This is a genomic window from Mesorhizobium sp. WSM4836 (genome assembly GCF_055811815.1).
The window spans coordinates 53,057-77,403 of the sequence record NZ_JBVVQF010000021.1 but is presented as its reverse complement, the minus strand read 5'-3'; the positions used below and the strand labels follow the sequence as shown (position 1 = coordinate 77,403).

The 24,347-nt window shown below is 64.0% G+C and carries 29 protein-coding genes and 1 pseudogene; 18 read left to right on the top strand and 12 right to left on the bottom strand.

Annotated features, from left to right (window positions below):
• Nucleotides 1-73 precede the first annotated feature (73 nt).
• From AC0L2P_RS23115 to AC0L2P_RS23100, 4 genes are all read right to left on the bottom strand, one after another.
• The gene (locus tag AC0L2P_RS23115; RefSeq protein ID WP_473504337.1) at nucleotides 74-706 is read right to left on the bottom strand and encodes a DUF982 domain-containing protein; all 633 of its coding nucleotides are present in this window, start codon (nucleotides 704-706) and stop codon (nucleotides 74-76) included.
• Entirely contained in the window at nucleotides 703-918 is a 216-nt protein-coding gene (locus AC0L2P_RS23110; RefSeq protein WP_473504335.1) for a hypothetical protein, read from the bottom strand. The genes AC0L2P_RS23115 and AC0L2P_RS23110 overlap by 4 nt, the downstream gene beginning before the upstream one ends.
• Before the next feature lie 103 nt (nucleotides 919-1,021).
• The gene (gene groL, locus AC0L2P_RS23105; RefSeq protein WP_473504333.1) at nucleotides 1,022-2,653 is read right to left on the bottom strand and encodes a chaperonin GroEL; all 1,632 of its coding nucleotides are present in this window, start codon (nucleotides 2,651-2,653) and stop codon (nucleotides 1,022-1,024) included.
• Between the two features lie 59 nt (nucleotides 2,654-2,712).
• Nucleotides 2,713-3,027 (bottom strand): co-chaperone GroES, encoded by a 315-nt coding sequence (locus AC0L2P_RS23100; RefSeq protein WP_023718103.1) that lies wholly within the window; start codon nucleotides 3,025-3,027, stop codon nucleotides 2,713-2,715.
• A 363-nt stretch (nucleotides 3,028-3,390) separates the two neighbouring features.
• Between AC0L2P_RS23100 and AC0L2P_RS23095 the strand changes: the two genes are divergently transcribed.
• Complete coding sequence (locus tag AC0L2P_RS23095) at nucleotides 3,391-3,660, top strand: usg protein (RefSeq protein ID WP_023718102.1); 270 nt, start codon at nucleotides 3,391-3,393, stop codon at nucleotides 3,658-3,660.
• Nucleotides 3,661-3,768: 108 nt separating this feature from the next.
• On the opposite strand, the pseudogene AC0L2P_RS23090 reads toward AC0L2P_RS23095, so the two are convergent.
• Together AC0L2P_RS23090 and AC0L2P_RS23085 are read right to left on the bottom strand one after the other, a co-directional pair.
• A pseudogene (locus tag AC0L2P_RS23090) lies at nucleotides 3,769-4,027 on the bottom strand (DUF982 domain-containing protein).
• A 120-nt stretch (nucleotides 4,028-4,147) separates the two neighbouring features.
• Complete coding sequence (locus AC0L2P_RS23085; protein ID WP_352475551.1) at nucleotides 4,148-4,360, bottom strand: hypothetical protein; 213 nt, start codon at nucleotides 4,358-4,360, stop codon at nucleotides 4,148-4,150.
• Nucleotides 4,361-4,651: 291 nt separating this feature from the next.
• Between AC0L2P_RS23085 and AC0L2P_RS23080 the strand changes: the two genes are divergently transcribed.
• The 9 genes from AC0L2P_RS23080 to AC0L2P_RS23040 all read left to right on the top strand — a co-directional run bounded on the left by AC0L2P_RS23080 (nucleotide 4,652) and on the right by AC0L2P_RS23040 (nucleotide 12,351).
• On the top strand, nucleotides 4,652-5,128 hold the full coding sequence (locus tag AC0L2P_RS23080) for an Hsp20 family protein (RefSeq protein ID WP_473504330.1): 477 nt from the start codon (nucleotides 4,652-4,654) through the stop codon (nucleotides 5,126-5,128).
• A gap of 29 nt (nucleotides 5,129-5,157) precedes the next feature.
• On the top strand, nucleotides 5,158-5,679 hold the full coding sequence (locus AC0L2P_RS23075) for an Hsp20/alpha crystallin family protein (protein WP_473504328.1): 522 nt from the start codon (nucleotides 5,158-5,160) through the stop codon (nucleotides 5,677-5,679).
• A 66-nt stretch (nucleotides 5,680-5,745) separates the two neighbouring features.
• Nucleotides 5,746-6,426, top strand: coding sequence for a hypothetical protein (locus tag AC0L2P_RS23070; protein ID WP_473504326.1), 681 nt, complete (start codon nucleotides 5,746-5,748; stop codon nucleotides 6,424-6,426).
• A 108-nt stretch (nucleotides 6,427-6,534) separates the two neighbouring features.
• The gene (locus tag AC0L2P_RS23065; RefSeq protein WP_473504324.1) at nucleotides 6,535-7,137 is read left to right on the top strand and encodes a CDP-alcohol phosphatidyltransferase family protein; all 603 of its coding nucleotides are present in this window, start codon (nucleotides 6,535-6,537) and stop codon (nucleotides 7,135-7,137) included.
• 41 nt (nucleotides 7,138-7,178) lie between these two features.
• The gene (locus AC0L2P_RS23060; RefSeq protein WP_473504448.1) at nucleotides 7,179-8,951 is read left to right on the top strand and encodes a bifunctional alpha/beta hydrolase/class I SAM-dependent methyltransferase; all 1,773 of its coding nucleotides are present in this window, start codon (nucleotides 7,179-7,181) and stop codon (nucleotides 8,949-8,951) included.
• 2 nt (nucleotides 8,952-8,953) lie between these two features.
• Nucleotides 8,954-10,297: a phosphatase PAP2/dual specificity phosphatase family protein gene (locus AC0L2P_RS23055; protein WP_473504322.1), complete on the top strand. Its 1,344-nt coding sequence runs from the start codon at nucleotides 8,954-8,956 to the stop codon at nucleotides 10,295-10,297.
• Nucleotides 10,294-10,722 (top strand): hypothetical protein, encoded by a 429-nt coding sequence (locus tag AC0L2P_RS23050; protein WP_473504320.1) that lies wholly within the window; start codon nucleotides 10,294-10,296, stop codon nucleotides 10,720-10,722. The genes AC0L2P_RS23055 and AC0L2P_RS23050 overlap by 4 nt, the downstream gene beginning before the upstream one ends.
• Nucleotides 10,723-10,730: 8 nt before the next feature.
• On the top strand, nucleotides 10,731-11,393 hold the full coding sequence (locus AC0L2P_RS23045; RefSeq protein ID WP_473504318.1) for a lysophospholipid acyltransferase family protein: 663 nt from the start codon (nucleotides 10,731-10,733) through the stop codon (nucleotides 11,391-11,393).
• Between the two features lie 22 nt (nucleotides 11,394-11,415).
• Nucleotides 11,416-12,351 carry a phosphatidate cytidylyltransferase gene (locus tag AC0L2P_RS23040; RefSeq protein WP_473504446.1) on the top strand — a complete coding sequence of 312 codons (936 nt, stop codon included), beginning with the start codon at nucleotides 11,416-11,418 and terminating at the stop codon, nucleotides 12,349-12,351.
• A gap of 134 nt (nucleotides 12,352-12,485) precedes the next feature.
• Here the strand turns inward: AC0L2P_RS23040 and AC0L2P_RS23035 are convergent, their stop codons facing one another.
• Nucleotides 12,486-14,510, bottom strand: a complete 2,025-nt coding sequence (locus tag AC0L2P_RS23035; protein ID WP_473504316.1) for an AI-2E family transporter — start codon at nucleotides 14,508-14,510, stop codon at nucleotides 12,486-12,488.
• 350 nt (nucleotides 14,511-14,860) lie between these two features.
• On the opposite strand from AC0L2P_RS23035, the gene AC0L2P_RS23030 reads away from it, so the two are divergent.
• Together AC0L2P_RS23030 and AC0L2P_RS23025 are read left to right on the top strand one after the other, a co-directional pair.
• Nucleotides 14,861-15,082 carry an alkylphosphonate utilization protein gene (locus tag AC0L2P_RS23030; protein WP_473504314.1) on the top strand — a complete coding sequence of 74 codons (222 nt, stop codon included), beginning with the start codon at nucleotides 14,861-14,863 and terminating at the stop codon, nucleotides 15,080-15,082.
• Between the two features lie 188 nt (nucleotides 15,083-15,270).
• The gene (locus tag AC0L2P_RS23025; RefSeq protein WP_473504312.1) at nucleotides 15,271-17,241 is read left to right on the top strand and encodes an acyltransferase family protein; all 1,971 of its coding nucleotides are present in this window, start codon (nucleotides 15,271-15,273) and stop codon (nucleotides 17,239-17,241) included.
• A 230-nt stretch (nucleotides 17,242-17,471) separates the two neighbouring features.
• On the opposite strand, the gene AC0L2P_RS23020 is transcribed toward AC0L2P_RS23025, so the two are convergent.
• Nucleotides 17,472-17,750 (bottom strand): DUF2285 domain-containing protein, encoded by a 279-nt coding sequence (locus tag AC0L2P_RS23020; RefSeq protein WP_473504310.1) that lies wholly within the window; start codon nucleotides 17,748-17,750, stop codon nucleotides 17,472-17,474.
• Nucleotides 17,751-17,968: 218 nt separating this feature from the next.
• Here AC0L2P_RS23020 and AC0L2P_RS23015 point away from each other — a divergent pair, with 218 nt between their 5' ends.
• Together AC0L2P_RS23015 and AC0L2P_RS23010 are read left to right on the top strand one after the other, a co-directional pair.
• Nucleotides 17,969-18,286: a hypothetical protein gene (locus AC0L2P_RS23015; protein ID WP_473504308.1), complete on the top strand. Its 318-nt coding sequence runs from the start codon at nucleotides 17,969-17,971 to the stop codon at nucleotides 18,284-18,286.
• Nucleotides 18,287-18,460: 174 nt separating this feature from the next.
• Nucleotides 18,461-18,769, top strand: a complete 309-nt coding sequence (locus AC0L2P_RS23010; RefSeq protein ID WP_473504306.1) for a hypothetical protein — start codon at nucleotides 18,461-18,463, stop codon at nucleotides 18,767-18,769.
• Between the two features lie 44 nt (nucleotides 18,770-18,813).
• Here AC0L2P_RS23010 and AC0L2P_RS23005 read toward each other — a convergent pair whose 3' ends face one another.
• The 3 genes from AC0L2P_RS23005 to AC0L2P_RS22995 all read right to left on the bottom strand — a co-directional run bounded on the left by AC0L2P_RS23005 (nucleotide 18,814) and on the right by AC0L2P_RS22995 (nucleotide 20,584).
• Nucleotides 18,814-19,419, bottom strand: coding sequence for a DUF6456 domain-containing protein (locus tag AC0L2P_RS23005; RefSeq protein ID WP_473504304.1), 606 nt, complete (start codon nucleotides 19,417-19,419; stop codon nucleotides 18,814-18,816).
• Between the two features lie 61 nt (nucleotides 19,420-19,480).
• The gene (locus AC0L2P_RS23000; RefSeq protein ID WP_473504302.1) at nucleotides 19,481-20,116 is read right to left on the bottom strand and encodes a GcrA cell cycle regulator; all 636 of its coding nucleotides are present in this window, start codon (nucleotides 20,114-20,116) and stop codon (nucleotides 19,481-19,483) included.
• Between the two features lie 69 nt (nucleotides 20,117-20,185).
• Nucleotides 20,186-20,584 (bottom strand): hypothetical protein, encoded by a 399-nt coding sequence (locus AC0L2P_RS22995; RefSeq protein WP_473504300.1) that lies wholly within the window; start codon nucleotides 20,582-20,584, stop codon nucleotides 20,186-20,188.
• An 82-nt stretch (nucleotides 20,585-20,666) separates the two neighbouring features.
• Between AC0L2P_RS22995 and AC0L2P_RS22990 the strand changes: the two genes are divergently transcribed.
• Nucleotides 20,667-21,362 (top strand): XRE family transcriptional regulator, encoded by a 696-nt coding sequence (locus AC0L2P_RS22990; RefSeq protein ID WP_352915658.1) that lies wholly within the window; start codon nucleotides 20,667-20,669, stop codon nucleotides 21,360-21,362.
• A gap of 31 nt (nucleotides 21,363-21,393) precedes the next feature.
• Here AC0L2P_RS22990 and AC0L2P_RS22985 read toward each other — a convergent pair whose 3' ends face one another.
• On the bottom strand, nucleotides 21,394-21,690 hold the full coding sequence (locus tag AC0L2P_RS22985; RefSeq protein ID WP_473504298.1) for a hypothetical protein: 297 nt from the start codon (nucleotides 21,688-21,690) through the stop codon (nucleotides 21,394-21,396).
• Between the two features lie 189 nt (nucleotides 21,691-21,879).
• Between AC0L2P_RS22985 and AC0L2P_RS22980 the strand changes: the two genes are divergently transcribed.
• From AC0L2P_RS22980 to dinB, 3 genes are all read left to right on the top strand, one after another.
• A complete protein-coding gene (locus AC0L2P_RS22980; protein ID WP_473504296.1) occupies nucleotides 21,880-22,314 on the top strand; it encodes a hypothetical protein in 435 nt (144 codons plus the stop codon).
• Nucleotides 22,311-22,769: a GNAT family N-acetyltransferase gene (locus tag AC0L2P_RS22975; protein ID WP_473504294.1), complete on the top strand. Its 459-nt coding sequence runs from the start codon at nucleotides 22,311-22,313 to the stop codon at nucleotides 22,767-22,769. The genes AC0L2P_RS22980 and AC0L2P_RS22975 overlap by 4 nt, the downstream gene beginning before the upstream one ends.
• Before the next feature lie 318 nt (nucleotides 22,770-23,087).
• On the top strand, nucleotides 23,088-24,329 hold the full coding sequence (dinB, locus tag AC0L2P_RS22970; RefSeq protein ID WP_473504292.1) for a DNA polymerase IV: 1,242 nt from the start codon (nucleotides 23,088-23,090) through the stop codon (nucleotides 24,327-24,329).
• The last annotated feature ends 18 nt before the right edge of the window (nucleotides 24,330-24,347 follow it).

Here is a 24,347-nt window from a genome sequence, read left to right as displayed (position 1 = left end):
CTCCCCACTTGATGGGGAGATTGACCGGGACCTCGGCTTTCGCCAATCTCAAACGCAGCTCAAAAAGCGCCGCTCAGGCCGGGGCGTTGACGCGCTGTGGGCGCGTTGCCCAGTCGGCGACCGTCGCGCCGGCAACGCTCTCGCCGGCAACCATCCCGGTCGTCTGCGGCGCAAGCAGGTCGTTGCGGCGGGCGAAGGCAACGAAGGTGGCGCGCGCCGTTTCGGCGTCGATCTCTCCTTCCAGTGCGGCACGGCACGCTTTTGCGGCGATGTCATGCGCGGCCATCCGGCTCGTTGCCGGCCATTCAGCCAGAAGCGCATGGGCCTCAGCCGCGCTTTCTATCTTCGTCGGCGTACCGAGGCCGGTGAGGATGGTAACCGGCTTGTCGAACGAAGCACGATCCATGACACTCTCCTTTCCTGGCTCAATCGGCTCCTTTCGGAACTCAACCGCGCGGGCGCTTCGATCCATCTGCAGGACGACGTCGATCGGCAATTGCAATACGGCCTGCGGCATGCCGGGCCGCGGCAGCAGCCGATGCACCTTGACCAGTGCCTCGAGCCAGGCCGCCACGCCCAGCGGCGGATGTTCGCGCCCGTAGAGCCACGCCTTTGCCTTGGCGAGCGGGTATCCTGCCTCTTCGGCGAAATCGGTTTCCGACCACCGCAGCAGGCGCAGGCATTCGCGCATCCGCGCCGCGATCATTTGCGCTCCTCCGTGCCGGCCCCCACGCGTTGAGCCGACAGAAACATCAGCGTGTAGGCCGCCTTGCGGCGGTCCCAGCCGGCCGACTCGGCCATATCCAGCAAGCCGTCGACCAAAGGCGCCAGCGCCACCCTGCAATCGGTCTCATAGTTGAAATCGTTCTTGGGGCGGGTCGGCGCCGCGATCTTTCCAAAACTGTCCATCATATCCATGGCAACACCTCCTCAGCATTAGTCCCGGACCGGCAAGACCGCGCCCCGTTTTGGCGGACACGGTCCATCTGCCGTCTCGCAGTCGCGCTTTGGAAGCCTGGCCTTAAAAGTCCATGCCGCCACCGCCGGGCATCGGAGGCATGGGCGTTTCCTTCTTCGGCTTCTCGGCCACCATCGCCTCGGTCGTCACCAGCAGGCCGGCAACAGAGGCGGCACCCTGCAGGGCGGTGCGCACGACCTTGGCCGGATCGATGACGCCCTGTCCGTACAGGTCGCCGAACTCGTTGGTCTGGGCGTTCCAGCCATAGCCGAAGTCGGTCGTCTCGCGCAGCTTGCCGACGATGATCGAACCTTCCGCACCGGCGTTCTCGGCGATCTGGCGCACCGGCGCCTCGATCGCGCGACGCACGATGTCGACACCGGTCTTCTGGTCGGGATTGTCGACGGCGATGTTGTCGAGCGCCTTCGCCGCCCTGAGCAGCGCTACGCCGCCGCCGGGCAGGATACCCTCCTCGACCGCCGCGCGTGTAGCATGCATGGCGTCGTCGACGCGATCCTTGCGCTCCTTGACCTCGACCTCGGTCAAGCCACCGACGCGGATGACGGCGACACCGCCGGCGAGCTTGGCCAGCCGCTCCTGCAGCTTCTCGCGGTCGTAGTCTGAGGTGGTTTCCTCGATCTGGGCCTTGATCTGGCTGATGCGCGCCTGGATTTCATCCTTGCGGCCGGCACCGTCGACGATGGTGGTGTTCTCCTTCTCGATCAAGACCTTCTTGGCGCGGCCAAGCATCTCCAGCGTGACGTTCTCGAGCTTGATGCCGAGGTCTTCCGAGATCGCCGTGCCGCCGGTCAGGATGGCGATGTCTTCGAGCATGGCCTTGCGGCGGTCACCAAAGCCCGGCGCCTTGACGGCTGCAACCTTCAGGCCGCCGCGCAGCTTGTTGACGACCAGCGTCGCCAGCGCCTCGCCTTCGACGTCCTCGGCGATGATCAGCAGCGGCTTGCCGGATTGCACGGCGGCTTCGAGCACGGGAAGCATGGCCTGCAGGTTGGAGAGCTTCTTCTCGTGGATCAGCACATAGGATTCTTCGAGTTCGACGCGCATCTTATCCTGGTTGGTGATGAAATAGGGCGAGAGATAGCCGCGGTCGAACTGCATGCCTTCGACCACTTCCAACTCGGTCTCGGCGGTCTTGGCTTCCTCGACAGTGATGACGCCCTCATTGCCAACCCTTTCCATCGCCTCTGCGAGGAAGCGGCCGATCTCGGCATCGCCATTGGCCGAGATGGCGCCAACCTGGGCAATCTCGTCATTCCTGGTCACCTTGCGGGCATTGGCCTTCAGTTCGGCGATGATTGCTTCGACCGCCTTGTCGATGCCGCGCTTCAGGTCCATCGGGTTCATGCCGGCAGCAACCGCCTTGGCGCCTTCCTGGACGATCGACTGCGCCAGAATCGTCGCGGTCGTGGTACCATCGCCGGCGGTGTCGCTGGTCCTCGATGCGACCTCGCGCACCATCTGCGCGCCCATATTCTCGAACTTGTCCTGAAGCTCGATCTCCTTCGCCACCGTCACGCCGTCCTTGGTGATGCGCGGAGCGCCGAATGACTTGTCGAGGACGACATTGCGGCCCTTGGGACCGAGCGTTACCTTCACCGCATTGGCGAGAATATCGACACCGCGCAGCATTTTCTCGCGGGCTTCGGTATGAAATTTCACATCTTTGGCAGCCATTGGATCACTCCTTCGAATAGGCAGCTTTTCGTTGACTGGAATGCTTGTTCAGGCCCCGCTCAGGCGGCCCTCTTCATCTCGCCGGCGCCCTCGATAACGCCCAGCACGTCGCTCTCTTTCATGATGAGCAGATCCTCGCCATTGAGCTTGATCTCGGTGCCGGACCATTTGCCAAACAGGATACGGTCGCCGACCTTGACGTCGAGCGGCTGCAACTGGCCGCTGTCGTCGCGCGCGCCCGGACCGGCGGCAATGACCTCGCCCTCCTGCGGCTTCTCCTTGGCGGTGTCGGGGATGATGATGCCGCCGGCGGTCTTCTCGTCGACCTCGATACGGCGGACCAGGATGCGGTCGTGCAATGGACGGAACGTCATGTCGTTCTCCTCTCAGGACAAACAGATTTTCGAAAATCCTCCTGACCAGACCGGTAATATCGGCCCGGTACCGGGTGCGCGACCCCTTCATAGGCTTCGCGCGCATACGAACTAGTCGCGCTTTTTTCTACTTTCAAGAGGGTCACGCAAAAATTTTAGCACTCGACGCCTGAGAGTGCCAATGCACTGCAATCGTTCGCACATTAGCCGCTATCAGCTAAAATGCGCCTCAAATTTTGGCCGGATATTTCGAAATCCCGTCTGCCCAAAGCCGCTCGTGGCGGCTGGAACCTATGTGGAAGGCGAGGCGTTTTGCAGACTGAGATTTCAACCGACCGAGATTTCAACGGAAAGGACGATCGCATGACCAGCAGGGACTTTCAGCTCCAGATGCAAGGGTTTGGCCTCACCACGGCGGAGATCCACTACCGCCTGCCCGATCATCGGAGTCTGCTGCAGCTCTACATCTGGCAGGAATACGATATTGCGCCCGATTTCCCGACGCTGAAGCATTTCCTCGATTTCTGGGAGCGCGAGATCGAAGGCCCGCTGCATTCGGTGCGCGTTGCCCATCACCACCTGATCCAGCCTTCCGAATGGCGGGCCGTAAACGGCATTATCACCGTCCACTGAGGAGCAAGCCGATCTGCCGCTAGACAGGGGACAGAGTCTCCGAAGCAGGGGGAGAGCGGTGGCCAGCTCTCCCCTCTTGTTTGGATCTCACGATATCAAGGATACGGACTAGCCGGCGTGGTCGACAGGCTTGCGGGCCGACGCGAGCAATCCGGCCTTGCGCGCCGCCCTGACGAAGGCCTTGCGCGCATCACGCGCGGTGCGCCAGCCGTCGAGCGCGCCGATAGGCGGCGCGCCAACTCCGGCCGCGTGCACGGTCCGGCCACTGCTGGCGCATGCATTCGATGGCTTCCCAACTGCTGGCGACCTTGCGCTCGCTGGATTGGAATTTCAACGTGATCGGCTCGGCAAAGCGGACGTCGTCCATCACTTCCTCCTTGTTTTCTGATCGTCTTCTTGTTTGAGCAAGCAACGTTATGCTGGCGGCACCGGCGGCCGGCCGGCGCCGCTGAAGGACATGGTTCGCCTCTTTCGCGGCGACAGCCGATTATTCTTCCTCGTCCGGCCCTTGCAGCAGTTCGATCAGCGTCGCTACTCTTGCCGTCGGCAGCGGTCGGCCCTCGTTCACCAGCGCCTCGTCGGCTGCGATCCAGGCCAGGGCCTCGCGCAATTCCTGGACTGTCCCGTCCGTCGCCGCAATGTCGGCGATCACGGCGTCGTCGACCGGGCCCAGCACAGAAATGATCTCGTCGCGTGTCATGGTCAGCTCCGTCTGCGAGTGCCGGGAATGGGCCCGGCAACACAAGAATCTGGGTCTTGACCTGCGGCAGACAATAACCGGCCCGGGGGAAGTCAGCATTGGCGATTGAAGCCAGCCCGCTTTGCGAGATTTGGCGCAACCATCCGGCAACGCGAAAGCCACCGGGCCTTGACTCGCGGCGCACAATAACCAGATCGAAGGCACCGGTCGCCCAAATGGGGCCGGCGAAACCAGGGAGTGCCAGCTCTTTGGCGCTCCTCGTGTCTATGTTGCTCGATGGAGGATGTAGCTATGAGAACCGCATTCGACTTTTCCCCGCTCTATCGGTCGAGCATCGGCTTCGACCGCGTCTTCAACCTGCTGGAAAATGCTCCGCAGGCCTTCGACGCCTGGCCGCCCTATGACATCGCGCGCAGCGGCGAGAACAATTACCGCGTCACTATCGCCGTCGCTGGCTTTTCCGAGGACGACCTCGAAATCACCCACGAACCCAACCTCCTGATTGTCTCCGGCCAGCACAAGGAGCCGGATAACGCGGAGTATCTGCATCGTGGGCTCGCCGCACGGCCCTTCACCCGCCGTTTCGAGCTTGCCGATCACGTCAAGGTCGCAGGCGCCTCGCTCGACAACGGCCTGCTCAGCATCGATCTGGTGCGTGAGGTGCCGGAGGAGATGAAGCCTCGGCGCATCGCAATCGTGACCGATGCCGCCTCGCCGAAGACCGGGCTGAAGGTCGCGCAGACCGAAGCAAACAAGCAGGCTGCCTGAATGCACCAGTCGAGAAAGGACACAATAAAATGGCTATTCGTGATCTCATTCCCTGGGGCCGGGAGAACAATCAGACCCCCAGCCTGTTCCGCGACGGTGATCGCGATCCCTTCCTGACGCTGCATCGCGAAATGAACCGCCTGTTCGACGAGGCGTTCCGCGGCTTCGACACGCGGCTGCCGTCGCTTGGTGGCTCCTCCGCTGCCCGCGCCAGCTGGCCGAGTGTCGAAATCTCCGATGGCGAAAAGGAGATCCGCGTCACCGCCGAGATCCCCGGCATGGACGAGAAGGACGTCGAGCTGCTGCTCGATGACGGCGTGCTGACGCTGCGCGGCGAGAAACGCGAAGAGACCGAGGACAAGGACAGGCAATTCTCCGAACGCTTCTATGGCCGTTTCGAGCGGCGTATCCCGCTCGGCTACGAAGTCGACGAAGACAAGGTGAACGCCGCGTTCCGGAACGGCGTGCTCAGCGTGACGCTGCCGAAGACGGAGCGTGCCCAGGCCAAGGCCAAGCGTATCGCCATCAACGGCGGCAACGGCAAGTCCTGATGGCTTGCAGCAGGACGACGCCCCCTCCGCCCTGCCGGTTCCGGCGGGCAGAAGGGGGCAATGTCGATGACCCGTTCTCCCGATGCTCCGGTTCAGCCTGACCAGGCGCAGCAGGCCCTGCAGTGCCTGACGACGGAGCATTTCGTGCTGCAAAACGCCCGCGCCGCGACTATTCAGGAAGCGAACCAGCGAGCCGAATTGTTCCTGACCTCGGTCTCGAGCGCAACGATTGCCTTGTCCTTCGTCGCACAGGTCACGGAAATGGGCAGGCCGTTCGTGCTGTTCAGCCTTATCTTGCTGCCTTGCCTTTTCTTCATCGGCCTGGTCACCTTTGTGCGCGCGGTGCAGGTTGCCATCGAGGACATGGTGCATGCCCGCGACATGGCCAGGATCCGCCACTATTTCGTCGAACTGGCGCCAGTCCTGCAAAGATACCTTGTCAATTCCACGCATGACGACCCCTCGGCGGTGCTGGTCGACAAAGGTCTCAGGCCCTCGCCGCTGCAATATTTCATGACCACCGCGGGCATGGTGGGCACGATCAATGGCGCCATCGCCGGCGTCTTCACCGGCATCGTTGTTAAGTCCGCTTTCGGCGGAGGCATGGCGCCCGGCGTGATTTGCGGGCTGGCGGTCTTCGCGACGTGCATTCTCGTGCTGCGGCGTTATCACAGTCGCGCCTGGGCGGAGGCCGAAGAAAGCTTGCCCGCACGGTTCCCGGGCGACACGGTCAGAGAGAGGACATAGCCGTCCGGCAAGTTTGCCGGAAAGTGGTGGGCGCCGCCCTTGCGTCTTGCGCGCCAATTGACCATCCTCGCCAGCATCACTTTGCACCGGGCCGGGGGGTTCGCACACATGCCGACGCTTTATGCGCTGAAACCGGCCTTCCAGGCCAGGTTGCGGCCGCTTGCCGACGGCCTGGCCAGGGCGGGCATCACCGCCAACCAGATCACGCTGTTGGCCGCTGCCCTCTCGCTCGCCACCGGCCTTGTGGTGGCAGTCCTTGCCGGCCACCGCGTGGTCTTTCTGCTGATGCCGCTCGTGTTGTTTACGCGAATGGCGCTGAATGCCATCGACGGCATGCTCGCAAGGGAACATGGCCAGGCCTCGAAGCTGGGCATGTATCTCAACGAGCTCTGCGATGTTGTCTCCGATCTCGCTTTGATCCTGGCCTTTGCCGTCATTTTTCCTGCCTGGGGTGTCGTTGCATTCGCTATCGCGGCGATGATCACGGAGTACGCCGGCGTGCTCGGCATCGCCGCAGGAACCGGGCGCAACTATGCCGGCCCGTTCGGCAAAAGCGACCGGGCGCTAGCGCTTGGCATCATCGCCGTGCTTATCGCGTCCGGCCTGTGGGTCCCGGCGCTCACGCCGCTCGTGTTTCCGGCCATGGCTACACTCTCGCTGGCGACCGCCATCAACCGGATACGCAGCGGCCTTAACGAGAGCGGCAGCTGAATTCCGGTCTCGCCAGGGAGAACAACATGCTTCACCAACAGATGGTTGCCGCAGTGGCTTCAGCCAACATCGAGCGGGTGGCGCAGGAGCGCAGCTTCAAGAGCCATGACGGCACCGAGATCTTCTATCGCTATTGGCCGGCGCTGTCGGAAAACCCCAAGGGTGCCATCCTGCTGTTCCACCGCGGTCACGAGCATGGCGGCCGCATGGCCCATTTGGCCGACGAACTCGAGATGCCCGACCACGCCTTCTATGCCTGGGACGCGCGCGGCAATGGCCGCTCCGCCGGCGAGCGCGGCTATGCGCCGTCGTTTGCAGCACTTGTGCGCGACATCGATTGTTTCGTGCGCGAGATCGGCAGCGACGGTTTTGCCCGGCGCGACATCGCGCTGATCGCGCAATCCTTCGGCGCCGTGCTTGCCGCCGCCTGGGTGCATGATTATGCGCCCGACATTCGCGCCCTGGTGCTGGCCTCGCCGGCCTTCTCGGTCAAGCTCTACGTGCCCTTCGCCAAGCAAGGCATTGCGTTGTGGCAGAAGCTGAAGGGCCGCTTCTTCGTCAATTCCTACGTCAAGGCGAAATTCCTGACGCATGACCCCGAGCGCATCGCCTCATTCGACGCCGACCCGCTGATCACGCGGCCGATCGCTTCCAACATCCTGGTCGAGCTCTACGAGCATGCCGTGCGCATCGTCGCCGATGCTCGCGCCATCACCGCGCCGACACAGCTTCTGATCTCCGGCAGCGATTGGGTGGTGCGGCATGGACCGCAGCACGAATTTTTCGTCAATCTGGCGAGCCCGGCCAAGGAGCGGCATATTTTACCCGGCTTCTTCCACGACACGCTGGGCGAGCGCGACCGCCACAAGGCACTCGACCTGATCAGGCCTTTTCTCGAAAGGCAGTTCGCGGCGCCGGAAAAGCTGGCCGATCTGACCGAGGCCGACCGTGCCGGCTACACACGCGACGAGGCCGACCAGCTGGCGTCACCGCTGCCGCTGCTGTCTCCTAGGGGGCTCTACTGGGCAATGAGCCGCGCTTCGATCCGCATGGGCGCCTGGCTGTCGTCCGGCATGAAGACCGGAATTGCCACCGGCTTCGATTCCGGCTCGACGCTCGACTATGTTTACGAGAACGAGGCGCGCGGCATCAGCCCCATTGGCCGCATGATCGATCGCACCTTTCTCGATGCCATCGGCTGGCGCGGCATCCGCCAGCGCAAGCTGCATCTGGAAGAGCTGATCGGCAGCGCCGCCGCCTCGCTCAAGGCAGCCGGCCGGCCGGTCCATATCGTCGACATCGCAGCCGGCCACGGCCGCTACGTGCTCGATGCCGTTCAGAAATGCGCCGAGCCGCCGGCCAGCGTGCGGCTGCAGGATTTCTCCGAACTCAACGTCTCGCTCGGCCGCAAGCTGATCGCCGAGCGCAAGCTGCCGGCGACCGTTTCGTTCCATCAAGGTGACGCCTTCGACGCCACGATGCTGGCCGGGCTCAACCCGGCGCCGGATCTCGCCGTCGTCTCAGGGCTCTACGAATTGTTTTCCGATAACGCTATGATCGCTCGCTCGCTCGGTGGACTGGCCAGCGCAATGCAACCCGGAAGCCTGCTCGTCTACACCAATCAGCCTTGGCATCCGCAGCTCGAGATGATCGCACGCAGCCTGACCTCGCACCGCGGCGGTCAGGCCTGGGTGATGCGCCGCCGCACGCAGGCCGAGATGGACCAATTGGTGGCAGCCGCCGATTTCGAGAAGCTCGACCAGCGCATCGACCAGTGGGGCATCTTCACCGTTTCGGTCGCGCGGCGCATCTGAGCATGAACTTGCCTGCCTCTGCCTTTTCTCGCGATGCCCCTGTCCTTCCGGCCCTGGCGCGCGAGCCATATCCCGGGATAGTCCTGCGCGCCGCGCTATGGCTGGCATTTCTGGCGCCGTTCTTCTACGCCACCTACGGCTTCGCCAACTGGCTGGCGTCGCGGCGCGACGACGTCGGCAGCGTCGTCTTCGGCTGGGAGCATGGCATCCCGTTCCTTGCCTGGACGATCGTGCCGTACTGGTCGATCAACCTGTTCTATGGCCTGTCGCTGCTGTTGAATAGTTCGAAAAGCAGCGTCGACCGCCTCGCCGGCCGCTATCTGACGGCGCAGCTCGTCGCCGTCACCTGCTTCATCCTGTTTCCGCTGACGGCGACCTTCGTGCGCCCGCAGACGAGCGGCCTGCCCGGCTTCATGTTCGCCGTACTCGGCGGCTTCGACAAACCCTTCAACCAGGCGCCGTCGCTGCATATTGCGCTGCTGGTCATCATCTGGGACCATTGGCGTCACCGATTGACCTTCATCGCCGGCGTCGCCTGGCATGTCTGGTGTTTCCTGATCGGCGCCTCGGTGCTGACGACCTGGCAGCACCATTTCATCGACATTCCGACCGGCGCGCTGCTCGGCCTTTTCGCCCTGTGGCTGTTTCCGCGCGACGGCGCGCTGCCGTTCGCCGGCTTCCGCCTGAGTGCTGATCCGAAGGCGCGGTGGCTGGCGCTTTTCTATGCGCTCGGCGCAATCCTTGCGCTGGCCGCCGCTGCTGCCGGCGCGTTGGTCTCGGCGCTTTGGCTCATCCTGTTGTGGCCGGCACTGGCGCTGGCCATAGTCGCTTTCGCCTATGCCGGCGCCGGCGCCAAGGTGTTCCAGAAAACAGCCGAGGGCCGCGTGTCGCTGGCCAGCCGTCTTCTGCTTTGGCCCTACCGCCTTGGCGCCAAGGCAAATGTGTGGGCGTGGACGCGAAAGTTTCCGGCGCAGATCGTTATCGCCGACGGTGTTTCCCTTGGCCGTTTTCCGACCGCCGCCGAGGCCGACGCCTTCGGCACGGTGGTCGACCTTGCCGGCGAATTGGAAAGGCCGCGCAGCGCCTCGATCCGCTGGGTGAGCCTGCCCATGGTCGATCTTTTGCCGCCGTCTCGCGAGGCGCGCGCGCAAGCGGTGGCGGCGATCGAGACGGCGCAGAGCCAGGGCGCGGTGCTGGTCTGCTGTGCGCTCGGCTTCCAGCGCAGCGCCGCCGTCGTCGCCGAATGGCTGGTCGCCAGCGGCCAGGCCGACACGCCGGCTCAGGCGCGAGGCAAGCTCGCCGCCGCGGGCCGGCCGGTGCACCTTGGCATAGGCGCGGCGCCATGACGGCCTTTCGAGATAAGGCCGAGACGTTCGCCGCCGGGCTGATCGTGCAAGTGGCGTGGCCGCTGCTGCTGATTGCTGCTGGTTTGCTGGCGGCGCCGGTCATCGGCCTGGCGGCTGCGCCGCAAACATCGTCGCTGTCCGCGGTAGCCTGGCTGATCGCCGCCGCGGGTGCCATAGCCACAACTATTCTCTCGGCCCTGCTTTTGTTCGACGCGCTGCTGTTCCGGCTGATGGCCAGCCACGCCAGCGAGGCAGGCGGCGGTGCAGTGATCGACGACGTTCTGGCGCGCATGCGGCTGAAATCCTTGGCGGCCGGCGGCCGCTCGCTCGACCGGAGGATAGCCGGCACGCGCCGCCTGCTCGCCAGGCAGCGCATCGCGTTTGGCCTGTTCGCGGCGGCCTCGGTCGTTGCGTCATTCTTTTGAGCCCGCCCATGACAAAGCTTCGCATCAGCACCTATACCTTGCTGCAAACGGTGACGTCGGTCGGCCTGTCGGCACTGGCCTGGGTGGTCACCGGCGTGCGGCCGATCTGGAACGGCAGCCAGCCATCGGACCGGCAGCGCATCTACTTCGCCAACCATGCCAGCCACGGCGATTTCATCCTGCTGTCGGCCTGCCTTAGCGAGAAGGAACGCGCCCGCACCCATGCGGTGGCCGCCGCCGATTATTGGGGCAAGACGCGGCTGCGCCGTTTTATTGCCGAGGACATGCTGTCGTCCGTGCTGATCCACCGGCAGTGGACGGATGAAACGCAGCACCCGATCTCGATCATGCTCTCGGTGCTCGACCAGGGCCATTCGCTGATCCTGTTTCCCGAAGGCACGCGCAACATGACCGACGAACCGCTGCTGCCGTTCCGCTCCGGCCTCTACAATCTGTCGATGGCGCGGCCCGATGTCGAGCTCATCCCGTGCTGGATCGAGAACATGTCGCGGGTGCTGCCCAAGGGGCAATTCGTGCCGGTGCCGCTGCTTTGTCGCGTCGTCTTCGGCGCGCCGATCGCCATTCAACTGGGTGAGGAACGCCGCGCCTTTCTCGACCGCGCCCGCGAAACCCTGCTGGCGCTGAATCCCCGGCCGCAGCGAGACGATTGAGGACCAAGGCCAAATGCAGCCGATGATGCACGAAACCCTTATCCTGATTGTCGGCCTGCTGGCGGTGCTGATCAGCGCCAGCGTCGTCGCCGGCGTCTTGTCATGGCGCGCGCCAAAGCCGTTGCCGCCGACGCTGGTCAACCTCACCCAGCGCATCAATGCCTGGTGGGTGATGGTGGTGGCGATCACCGTTGCCTTCGTCTTCGGCCGCCCTGGCATGACCATCCTGTTCGCGCTGATTTCCTTCGCCGCCCTGCGCGAATTCGTGACGCTGACGCACAGCCGCCGCAGCGACCACTGGGTGCTGCTCGGCATGTTCGGCATCATCATCCCGTTCCAGTACTGGTTGGTGTGGACCGCCTGGTACGGGCTGTTCACCATCTTCATCCCGGTCTACTGCTTCCTGCTGATGCCGGCGATCACCGCGCTGCACGGCGACACCGAGCGCTTTCTCGAGCGCGTCTCGGCGCAGCAATGGGCGGTCATGATTTCGGTTTACTGCGTCAGCCACGTGCCGGCGCTGCTGACGCTCGAGGTGCCGGGCTTTGAAGGCCGTAACCTGTTGCTGATCGCTTTCCTGATCATCACCGTGCAAGGCAGCGACGTGCTGCAATACATCTTCGGCAAACTGTTCGGCCGGCATCTCCTGGCGCCGACGGTCTCGCCGTCGAAGACCTGGGAAGGCCTGGTCGGCGGGCTGGCGGCGTCGAGTCTGCTCGGCGCGCTGCTGTCGTTCCTGACGCCGTTTTCGCCGCTTCAGGCAGCCGGCGTGGCTCTGGTCGCCTGCCTGATGGGCTTCCTCGGCGGGCTGGTCGCCTCCGCCATCAAGCGCGATCAGGGTGTCAAGGACTGGGGCCACCTGATCGAAGGCCATGGCGGCATGATGGACCGTGCCGACAGCCTGGTCTTCGCCGCCCCGGTGTTCTTCCATACGGTGCGCTATTTCTGGACTGTGTGAGGGGTAGGGGCCCTTTCCCACGGCACCGTCGGACAGTTCAGCGCGACTTTTGCGAACACATTTCATCCGTTTTCGTCATTACCGTTTTCGCAAGAACGGTAATAACCCCACCTGCCGCAATCGTTCGCCGGCGCTCATTTTGCCGCGGCGAGCGGCTCTTTCTTGCGCGCCGGCGCCAAGCGGCGCATGCGGCGTTTGGCGGTGGTCTTCAGCGCCACCGGCGGAGCGCTGGACAACGCACCGAGCACCGCGCCGACCAGGCTGTGTGCGACGAAATCGGCGTTGATCTCATTGGCCAATCTGGCGGCTGCCTCCTGGTTGTCGCTGTTGGCTTCCGACCACAACACGATGACCACCCGCAACCTTGGTTTGGCGCGTTTCAGCCGACGGACCAGGAACCGGCCGTGCTTGACGGAATCCCGGTTCAAAAATCCGACGACGACACTATCGACGGCCTCGAGCTCAAGGCGGCGAAGGCCTCCCGGTTCCATATCGGCAAAGCCCGCTCTCAACACCGTGGCGCCCTGGATTTCGAGCACCTGCGCCAGCATGGCGGCAGCGGCGTCATCGAGTTCGCCGCGCCCTCCGGCGCACAGCACCGACATGCCCGTGCCATCCGGCAGTTCGGTGTCGTCCTCGCTCTGAACCTCCTCCTGAACCTGCTTGTCGTTACGTGAGCCATTGTCCTCGGCCGCGGCCGCGTCGTCCTCTTCCGCCTCCTCCTGCGCGCTGTCGTCGAGGTTCGCCACCATCGTCAGCGCGCTGCCCGCGACCTGCTGTCTTTGCTCATCGCTCAACACACCACGCACCCGGTCCTGCTCGCCGAGCAGAAGTGCGGGAATCGCGACCTTGTCGTAGAACTCGATCAGATATTCTTCCTCCAGCATTTCCTCGGCATGGTCCGTCGCTTCCTCGGGATCGCCGGCCAGCAGCCGCTGGTAAAGCCGGGCGTGCGGTTCGAGCACGGGTTCGTTGCCGAACAGAACGTCGAGGAATTCGAACTGCGGCACATGCCGGCCGAGCACGACGAGGCAGACCGTGAGCGGCGTCGACAGAACCAGGCCCAATGGGCCCCAGAGCCAGGTCCAGAAGATCGCCGCGACAATGATGGCCAACGGCGACAGCCCGGTGCGCGAGCCATAGAGCCAGGGTTCGATCACGTTGCCGGTGATCAGTTCCACGACTACGAAAAGCCCGGCGGTCCATAGCACGAGCGACCAGCCGGGCGCCACGGCCAGTGCCAGGAACAGAGGCAACAGCGTCGCGATGACCGGGCCGATATAGGGAACGAAGCGCAGCGCCAGCGCCAGCAAGCCCCAGAGCAATGGATTGGGTATGCCCAGCAGCCAAAGTCCGATTGCAATCGGAACGGCATAGACGATGTTCACGACCAGTTGCATGAGCAGATAGCGGCCGACGCGCTTGCCGGCATCCTGCAGCGCCTCGGTGGTTCGGTGCAGATCGCCGTAGCCGACGAGGCGTATGAAACGATCGCGCAGATCCTCCCGTTCGAGCAGCATGAATATGACGACCACGACGATCAGCCCGGCCGATGCCAGTGGGCTCAGCAGCGGGCCGATCAGATTCTGGAGGACCTCGAGCGGTCGTTCGCGCGCGACGATTTCGACCGGGATCGGCTCCCGCGAAGCCTGATCGGCGGCGGGTGGTGCGGGTTCCGGCCTGTTGAGCTCCTGGCCGACGCGTTCGATCACCCGGCTCAATCTGGAAACGATGCCTCCGCCGACACCGGTTTCCTTGAGCGACCGGACCTTGGTCAGGATATTCGCCTGGTAGAGCGGAATATTCTGCGCCAGTTCACTGATCTGCGTGGCAACGATGAAGGAGAACAGCGCCAGCACCGTGAATGCGCCTAGCACGCTGGCGATCACCGCAGGAAGACGCGGAATGCCGGCTCGCTTGAGTGCCGATACCATGGGCACGAGCGCAAAGGTAAGCAGCAGCGCGATTGCGATCGGCAGAAAGACCTCTCGCCCGAAATAGAGCGCCGCGACGGCCGTCACGACCGACGCTACGCTGGGCAAGGATGTGCGCGGAAGCGCCCTGGCCGCGGAAACAATGCCCGCCCGCCGGGGCTCCGACAGATCCGCGCCGTTTCGACGATTTGCCGCCACTTGATACCTCCGCCCCGCCGTCGCCATGATCGAGCATATTGAGCCGGCGTGCAACTTCGTAGCGTCTCACCCAATTGGAGGCCGATTGCCCTGGTCGGCACCGCGGCAATTCGGTCATGGTAGAATTTTTTGGCATTAATCACGTCACGGCAATCCTGTTCCGTGCCTGCGCCTCGGAGCGCATGTCGCGGAGCGGCAATGCCACTACCGCCCGGGGGGTCTCGTCTGCCCGCAACCCGGTTTTTCCGGCCGGCCGTCCGCATGGCATTGAGGGCCGGCACGCTTGACCCCAGCACGCTTGACCTCGCCGCCAACCGTGGGATAGGCCGGGTAATGACCCAACCACCTCCGCACCGGAGCCCCGCGAAAGACCTGCCATGACCGACGTGATCGTAAGAGACAGCAATGGCACGGCGCTGCACGCGGGTGACTCCGTGACCCTGATCAAGGATCTCAAGGTCAAAGGCACCTCGGAGACGATCAAGCGCGGCACGCTGGTGAAGAATATTCGCCTCACCGGCAATCCCGGCGAGATCGAATGCAGCACCAAGCAGGTGAAGGACCTGGTGCTGAAGACCGAGTTTTTGAAAAAGGCCTGATTGCCTCCGCACCCTTCGCTTCGCTTCCATCGCTCTCGAATCGCTCATGTGAGCGAATCGCCCACGCGAGGAGCTGGAGGAGCTGCGCCCTCGCTCTATGTTGCACTGCGTTAGATTTGTTGCATTGCAATATCGGCACATCGGGTCGAGCCTCTGGGAGGGTGGGGCATTCCTTGCATGAGGTGATTGTGTCGGCATCATTTCGGCCTGACATCGAAGGGCTGCGCGCGCTGGCGGTGGCGGGTGTCATCGCCTTCCATTTTGGTCTCTCCGGTCTGCCCGGCGGCTTTGCCGGCGTCGACATCTTCTTCGTCATCTCCGGCTACCTGATCACCCGGCACCTTGTTACGGAAATTACCCAGACCGGGCGGCTGAACCTCTGGCGCTTCTATGCCCGGCGCGCCCGGCGCCTGTTGCCGGCGGCACTGTTCGTCATCCTCGCCACGCTGTTCGCGGGTTACTTCATCCTGTCGCCGGAGGAACAGGCGCTCTATTCGAAAGGCGCCATGTTCGCCTCCGCCTACATGATCAACCTCTGGCTGATCCGCTGGTCGTTCGACTATTTCGCCGCCGACGCCACCAACAACCCGTTCATCCACTTCTGGTCGCTCTCGGTCGAGGAACAGTTCTATTTGGCATGGCCGGCGCTGCTGCTTGCCGCCGCATGGCTGCGCCCCGGCAAGCGCACCGCCATCGTTGTCATCGGCGTCGCCGGCCTAGCCTCCTTCGCCGCCTGCGCCTGGCTGACGGAAGTGTCGCAGCCCTGGGCCTTCTATTTCTCGCCGCTCAGGGCTTGGGAATTCGCTGCCGGCGGCCTCGCGACCATGGCACCGGCAAAGATCTGGCGCGACCGGCCGTTGCTGGCCACCCTCCAGGCATGCCTCGGTCTGGCACTGATCGCCTGGGCCTATCTGATGCTGGACGAAGACTCGCCGTTTCCCGGGGTGAATGCGCTGGCGCCTGTTGCCGGCACCGTGCTGCTGCTGCTCGGCGGCAGCGGCGGCCGCAATCTGCCGAGCGCCGTGCTGGCGCTGGCCCCCATGCAATGGCTGGGCCGGCTTTCCTATTCGCTCTATCTCTGGCATTGGCCGGTCATCGTCTATGCGGCGATGATGGTTCCCAACCTCTCCACCGTAGACCGCTTTGCCTGCGCGGCGCTGACGCTGGCTCTATCCATGTTCACCTATCATTTCGTCGAGAACCCGATCCGCCGCAACGGCTGGCTGATGGCCGGAGCAGCGCGGGCGCTGGTGCCCGCCGTCGCGCTGACCGGCGCCGGCGTGGTCGCGGCCTATGGCAATGCGCGCTTTGCCGAGCACAATCTCAGCCCCGAACAGCACGTCATCGCCGACAGCGCCGCGCAGCTTTCCACCGTGCGTGCGACCAATGGCGGCTGCGTGCTCGATTTCGAGACCGTCAAGCCGAAGCCCTGCATGTTCGGCCGCAAGGATGCCCAGCGCTCGGTCGTGCTGTTCGGCGACTCGCATGCCGACCATTGGTCGACGCCGCTGATCAAGGCGGCCGAGAAGAACGACTTTCGCGTCGTCACCTTTCTCAAATCCTCCTGCCGGGCTTCGCGGGTGACGACCTGGAACTGGCGGCTGAAGCGCGACTACACCGAATGCGACCAATGGCGCGAGCAGTCGGTCAAGGACATCATCGCGCTCCATCCGCAACTGGTGGTGATCTCGGAATTCTCGATCGGCAATGTGATGAAGGAATCGCCCGAGGAGCTGAAGCACGCCGATTGGCAAGCGCAGTGGCGGACGGGCCTCACCTGGACGCTTCAAGCCTTCAGCCAGGCTGGCATCAAGGTCGCGGTCATCAGGGACGTGCCCTATAATGCAAGCTATGCCGACAAATGCGTGGCGCGTGCGCTGTGGCGGGGCCAGACGCCCGCGACATGCGACACGCCGAGGATCATGGCGGCAAACGACGACATCGCCACCATCGAGCGCGACATCGTACGCTCGACACCGAACGCTACTTACATCGACATGACCGACCGCTTTTGCGACCAGACCACCTGCCACGTCTTCATCGACGGCAAACTAGCCTTCCGCGACCGCCACCACCTGGCAACGCCCTTCGCCGAAACGCTGGAGCCGGCGGTGGAGCGGGCGCTGTTTTCGGATGTGATGGCGGCGGCTGTGAAGTAACACCTGCCGGATCTTGTCGGATCACGACCCAGCCACTTGGCAAGCAAGTATGCGGGGGTCAGCTGAGGATGAGACCTGCCAGGAAAACCGTAAGGATAAGCGACAGCGGAACTGCAAGGAGGCAGCACAGCTCGAAAGCGTTGGCTCGCCAAAAAGTCATCGGGCGTTTTCGCATGTTGGCCTTCTCCCTCAACGGCCAGACCGAGACGGCAGTCCCGCTTAAATGGTCCTCATCCCCACCACGCATCATACAATTGGCGAAACTCGCTCCGCTTCCTGGTCATCCATCGTGCACGCGCCAGATGTGTCGCCCACGCCCGGAAAGCCCTCTCCGGCTCCCGCTCCGGGTCAATGTGCAGAACGATGCGGGCGACCTCGCGCCAATCGGTCCCTTCCGCCGAAGCGTCGAGCAGCCGGATATAAGTAAGCATGCGATCTTCGTCATAACCGGTCAGCACCGAAGACGTCGGCGCTGCGTTCGCGATATGAAGGTTTGGCGGCTTTAGCATTGCGACCTACCAGCACTGGCGCATCGTAGCAGCCTATGAAGAAGCCCGCGCCCTTTGATCGGACGATGCGGATCGAGATTCGCCTCGACAGTCGACAAATGCGGGCCTCGGGCGCGAGTTCCCCGCCCAGCTGGGCTCACGCCTTACCGATCGCGATCGGGCCGAGGCAATCTGTTTACGTTAGTGGAACCTAATTTAGTCGTCGCAATTATGCGTGCGTGAGAAAGCGTGAAATCCAGACCGTCACTGAAAGCCGGCTATCGCGGGATCAGTTGGCCGATGACCCAGTGATTGCCGTCGATTTGACCGAACGGATGATGCAGGCGGCCGAAAACGACAGGATTGTCTGCGTCGTCGTGGCAACGGAGCAGCTGGAACCCGACCGCATCGAGAAAGCGGAGCCTAAGGAGACCAGGATTGCCGCAAGTTTCGTCCGGGACTTTGAGGTGATGCTGCTTGTTCTTTATGCGGCCTATGCGCTCGCTGTGCTGGGCGCGACCGCCTTCGTTTTGCTGGAACTGGGCCATATCCTATAGGCAAAGGCCGGCAACGCGACCGCGCCCGATTGCCGCTGTTTGACGGGCGCACAGCCAGGGACGTTTTCGCCGGTTAATTTGGGACCGTCGGTTCATGGCATCTTGTAAATTTATGGAACGAGCCTGCCGCTTGCGGGTTTTTCTATTAGAGGGACGTTAAAGAAGGAGGTAGCTATGAAGAAGCTCCTGCTTGCCTCGGTGATCGCCATCGCCTCGGCGGCATCCGTGATCGGCCCGGCGAATGCTGGCGGCAGCGTCAGCATCGGCATCGGCAACGGTTACGACGACGACTATTATTATCGCCACCATCGGTATTCCGATTACGACGACGAGTACGTCCCCCGTTACCGCTACGATGTCTATAACGAGGACTACGCGCCGCGCTATCGGTACCGGTACAACCGGCGCTGCCACACCGAAGTCATCAAGCACTGGCGTCATCACCACCGGGTCATCGAAAGAATCCGTGTCTGCCGTCGTTGACGGATCGGTCCGGCCGGTAGTGCCGGCCGGATCGGCAGGGCTCCTCATCTCGGCTTGCGCATCAGCATCATGCCGTAATGCACGGCCAAAATGTCGAGCCCGATTTTGAGTAGTTTCACCACCACGTCGCGCGGCTCGCCGGCCTGTTCGGCCAGGCTTTTCACCGTTTCGTCGGCACAGCAGATTTTTTGCACGACGCCGGCGATCTCCCAATGGGCAAGCGCCCTGGTGGCCTCGGCATGGGCGCGGCCGGCGGACAGAATGTGTTCGGCGACGCCGCTACCGGTGCGGCCGCCGTCGACGCGCTCGGCCCAGGCCATCGGCTTGGCGGTTGCGTCCGACGACTCGCGGAAATCCTGGCGGTAGCGCATGCCCGCCTCGCGCTGCTGGCGCGACAGCGAGGTGAGGCCGGTCAGCGGGTCGACATTGCGCACCCGCACGATACCGCCGGTCGCTGTGTGGCCATCATTGGAAACCTCATAGCGGCGCGCGCCCTCCTGCGTCCCCTTCACCAGCCGCTTGCGGCCGAACCTGTCATCCTTCAGCGCGAAATCATGGCCGATCTCCTTGCGGATGCGCACCTGCTCGGCCTCGCCTTTCGGCAATCGCGGCGGCCTGGCTTTGATCTTCTGGACGGTTTTGCTGCTCATCGGCTCGGTCCTCCTGGTTTTCCGTCGTCGGGCTCTGGCGAACTTCCGTCATCCAGCGGGCTCAAATCGCTTCGGCCGGCAGCGTGCGCAGGAAGCGCGCCGCGTGATAGGCGCAGTAGCTTTTCGATGGCTTCGTGCGCATTCCGCAGCACAGCATGTCCAAACCGGGCCGGCTGCCGGGGGCGTCGTTTTCCGCATCCTCCTGCAGCGTCGTGTCTAGCGGCGCGCGGCAGCGCTCGAACAGGCAATCGATGAAGCGCATAGAAACGAAATGCGGCTGGCGGCCGCCGGCGGCGACCGGGCGCGGCGCCGGCATTTCGAGCGGCTCGCCATCGGTCCCGGTGATCCGAGCCGGACCCGGCTGCCAGGCCGGCGGCGCCAGCCTGGCCGACAGCCTTGCCGGGCGGCAGCGTGGCTGGGTCTTCGGTGCCGCCTCCGCTTGACCCGCGGCATTTGATGGCTCAGGCGCCGAATTTCCGAGCCGGCCGCCCGAGCGTCCGCCACACCAGCCTTTGGATCTGGCAAGGCCGATGGTGCGCAAGCAGGCGGTGCGGTGGACGATGCCGATGATGGCCGCGCGTGAGATCGGGCTACCACGCTGCGCACCGAGCCGGGTGGCGATCTTCGCTGCCGACAGCCCGCTCATCAGCCAGTTCTCGATTTGTTCCAGTTCCGAAGCGGAATAGCGGGCGGCCATGATGTTTTATTCCCTGCAAAGGTGGTTGCGTGCGGCGCCGGCTTCGCCGGCCTCAGGCTCGAAAGCCGGTCAGCCTTCGCGTGGCCTGCTGCGATCGAGCTTCATTTCGGCCGCCTGCCTTGTTGCGCCCGCCACTGCCTTGCCCGTCCGCTTGTCGAAAGCGATGACCGTGCCGTCTTCGGTGCGGATGCAGGAAACCGCTGCACCCGCATTGCCGGCCGGCAGGTAACTCGCAGCCGGAGCCGTGAGGGGAACGGCTCCGGCCGTTCCGGCCGCTTGCGCTGCCGGATCCGAGGCGCGAACCTCGGGCATCGTCCCGGCCGGGGAGGAGGACAGCCGCGACGAAGGGGAAAGGGTTGGCACATGCATGGCCTTGGCGATCGGTTGCGGTGCCGCCTCCACCCGAACGCTGCCGGCGCGCTGAACGGCGGATTTGAGGATCGAAAGCTGGTGAAGCGAGTTGTGCATGCCTACATAAGAGCATAACTCAAATCATGATGCAAGCGATTCTTGCATGGACGAAACCGAGTCTTATGCCTCAGATGGAGCCATGGCGAAAACTGCACTGTCGATTAAGGTCGGAGCGGCGATCCGCCGGGCGCGCAAGCAGCGCGGCCTGGTGATGCGCCACATCGCCGAGCATAACGACACTGATGTCGCTGCCGTCGGCAATTGGGAGACCGGGCGCAACCTGCCCAAGACCGAGAACCTTTTGAAGACTGCCGCTTTCCTGCGCGTTGACCCGGTGGCGCTCGGCAAGGGCGAGGTCGTCTTCCTTGAAGATGCCGGACCGGTCGCCGATGCCGAGATCGTCACCGATCCCGGCCCCCTGCCCGCCGGGCCGATGGACATCCAGCTTCTCGGCACCGCCGTCGGCGGCGACGATGGCGACTTCACCTTCAACGGCCAGCCGGCCGGCTATGTCCAGCGGCCGCCGGGGATCCGGCATCTGCGCAATGTCTTTGCGCTGCACGTGCTGAGCGATTCGATGGTGCCGCGCTACGAGCCCGGCGAGATGATCTATTGCGGCGGCCGCGAAGCGTTGCCCGGCGACCATGTGGTGATCGAAACCCTGCCCGAAGAGAACGAGCAAAACGGCAAAGCCTTCATCAAGAAGCTGGTCAAGCGCACCGCCGCCGAGCTGATCGTCGAACAGTACAACCCGCCCAAGACGCTGACCTTTAACCGCTACGCCATCAAGAACGTCTTCCGCGTCATCCCGCTCAAGGAATTGCTGGGGTATTGAGGAGGACGGGCGCGGCGCTCCCCTTCTCCCCTCAAGCCCGCCTCGATTGCTCCAATTCTCGGCCGTTGAGCATCCGCGCCTCGGCGCGGGCCCGCTGCCGGTCGTCGATGAAGGCGGCCTGGATCGAGACGGCGGCACCCGGCAGGCCGTCGGCCCGGCAGGCCTTGCAGATCAGGCGCCCCGAAAGGGCGGCCAGCGGTGTCTCCGGCATCACGCCATGCCGCTTGAGCTCGGCCGGCTTCCACCACCTGTTGCGGCCGCAGTCGATGCACTCGACGGCAATCGAGACAACATCGGCGATCGTCGCTTCCTTGCCTGCCAATGCCATGGCCACCCCATCTTTGTTCCTGCTTTGTTCACATCATTATCCGTTTTTGGAGCGGAGTCGAGTCGGTTCCGCTTACATCGACGTGAAAGTTTCGCTTGTTCGATAATTTGAGTTATGCTTATATTTAGTGCGGGACTGGAATCGGCGCGAGCAACAGAACCGCAGCCGGCCGGAGGCAAGGAAATCACGATGGACCAGTTCGCCCATGCCTGCGGCTATAGCGGCGACAGCCCGGCCATGCTTGCCGCTTTCGTAGCCATCCGCGAGGACGGCATCCGCAAGGCACGCCAGGGTCATCGCCAGCGCAAGGCGGTGATTGACCAGATGAAGCCGAGCCGCGCTCTGTTCCTGGCGGCGATCCGCCCGGCGCAGTCGGCCGACGAGGCGATCGAGGACGCCGCCCGCTTCCTGTCGATATTCCGCAACATGCCGCGCTGGCGGCAGGAAAGGCGCGCCGCCGACCTCACCCGTGCGAGGCAGCAGCGCCTCTTCGCCCGTTTCTTCCGCCGCTACGGCCACCGCCTCTGGGCGCTCGAGACCGTCTGTAGGCGCGCGGGCCTCCCTTGCAACTCAAAAACGGATATTGCGATCGCCGACGTCGCACCGTATGTCTCCGCCCGATGAGCGAGATCGAATTCCGTCGCGCGCAAGCGCCCGACCTGCCGGCGATCGTTGCAATGCTTGCCGACGATGTGCTCGGAGCAGACCGGGAAGACCCGTCGACGCCGCTTGCGCCGTCCTATCTCAATGCCTTCAGCGCAATCGATGCCGATCCCAACCAGTTGCTGGCCGTTGCCGTCGACGCTGGGCAAGTGGTCGGAACGCTGCAGCTCAGCTTCCTTCCAGGCATTTCGAGGAAAGGCGCCTGGCGCGGCCAGATCGAAGGCGTTCGCGTCGCCCGGCAATGGCGTTCTCGCGGCGTCGGCAAGCTGATGATCGAATGGGCGATTGAAACGTGCCGTTCGCGCAATTGCAGCTTCGTCCAGCTCACCACGGACAAGGGTCGACGCGAGGCGCACGCTTTTTACGAACGCCTCGGTTTCGCCGCCAGTCATCTCGGCTACAAGATGGCGCTGTAGCGCTCGATCGGCTGATTGCCGAAGTCGGCGCTGCCCCTCATCCGCCTGCCGGCATCTTCTCCCGTAGTGACGGGAAAAGGGGCTGTCCGCAACCGGCACTTTGCTGCAACTTTGGTGATTGGCGAAACCATCGACGAAGGCGTCCTTCTCCCCGTCACCATACGGGGAGAAGTGCCCAGCAGGGCGATGAGGGGCGGCGCCAACCTGAAGCGATTGCCCCTCCGCGCTGCTTGACAATCCGCCCACAATGTTCTCTTTATGTTCCCACCACAACTCGAGATAATGCGGCGTTCGAACCGCCGCGGGCGAACGGGCCGGATGGACGCCAACATCCTCCACGCGGATCTGGATGCCTTCTATGCCTCGGTCGAACAATTGCTTGACCCGGCCTTGCGCGGCAAGCCGATTGCCGTCGGCGGCGGGGTGGTGCTTGCCGCATCCTATGAAGCCAAGGCGTTCGGCGTGCGCGGCGGTATGCCGGGACGGCGGGCGCGGGAACTCTGCCCGCAACTCATCTTCGTCGGCGGCCATTTCAGGGACTATCAGCGGCTGGGCGATGCGGCTATTCAAGTGCTCGGCGATTTCACGCCGTTGGTCGAGCGGATTTCGATCGACGAGGCCTTTGCCGACGTCGCGGGCTGCACCCATTTGTTCGGCTCGCCGGCCGAGATCGCCGGCAAGATCCGCCGCCGCGTGCGGGCCGAGCTCGGCTTGCCGATCTCGGTCGGCGTAGCCCGCACCAAGCATCTGGCCAAGATCGCCTCGCAGGTCGCAAAGCCCGACGGGCTGGTGGTGGTCGATCCGCGCCACGAGCTGGAGTTCCTGCACCACCTGCCGGTCGAGCTGATGTGGGGTGTCGGCCCGGTCATCAGGGAGCGGCTGGCCGGCATCGGCGTCAACACCATCGGCGAGCTGGCCAAGACCAATAGTGGAGCGCTGGAGCGCCTGCTCGGGCCGGCGGCCGGAGAGAAACTCAACGCGCTGGCGTGGAACCGCGATCCGCGCAAGCTCGAGACGCAGCGCCGCGCGCGATCGGCCGGCGCGCAGTCGGCGCTCGGCCGCAAACCGGCCGAAGAGCAGGTCTTCGTGCCCGCTTTGCTGCATTTGGCCGACAGGGTCGCCACCAGATTGCGGGCGAAATCCAGGCCCGGCCGCACCGTGACGGTTCGCGTCCGCTTTGCCGATTTGCGCTCGGTGACGCGCTCGATCACGCTCGACCAGCCGATATCGGCAACCGCCATGCTGGCCGAAATCGCCGAGGCGCTGGTGCGCAAGGTGCTCATCGACTATCCGCACGAAAAGACCATCTCGCTGCTGGCGGTCGCGGTCTCGCAGCTGGAGCAGCATGCCGGCCTGCAACTGGAACTGCCGCTCGGGCTCGACGACGACCGCCGCCGCCCCGGCACCAGCAAGGGCGCCGCGCGCTGGACCGCGGATCGCGCCGTCGACAAGATCCGCGACCGCTTCGGCTGGGAGGCGGTCGGCTACGCCTCGGTCGCGCTCGGACTACAGCGGTCGGTTCCCGACGCCTTTCGCGAACTGGCCGAAAAGGAATTGTGAGCCGCCCGGCCGGGGCGA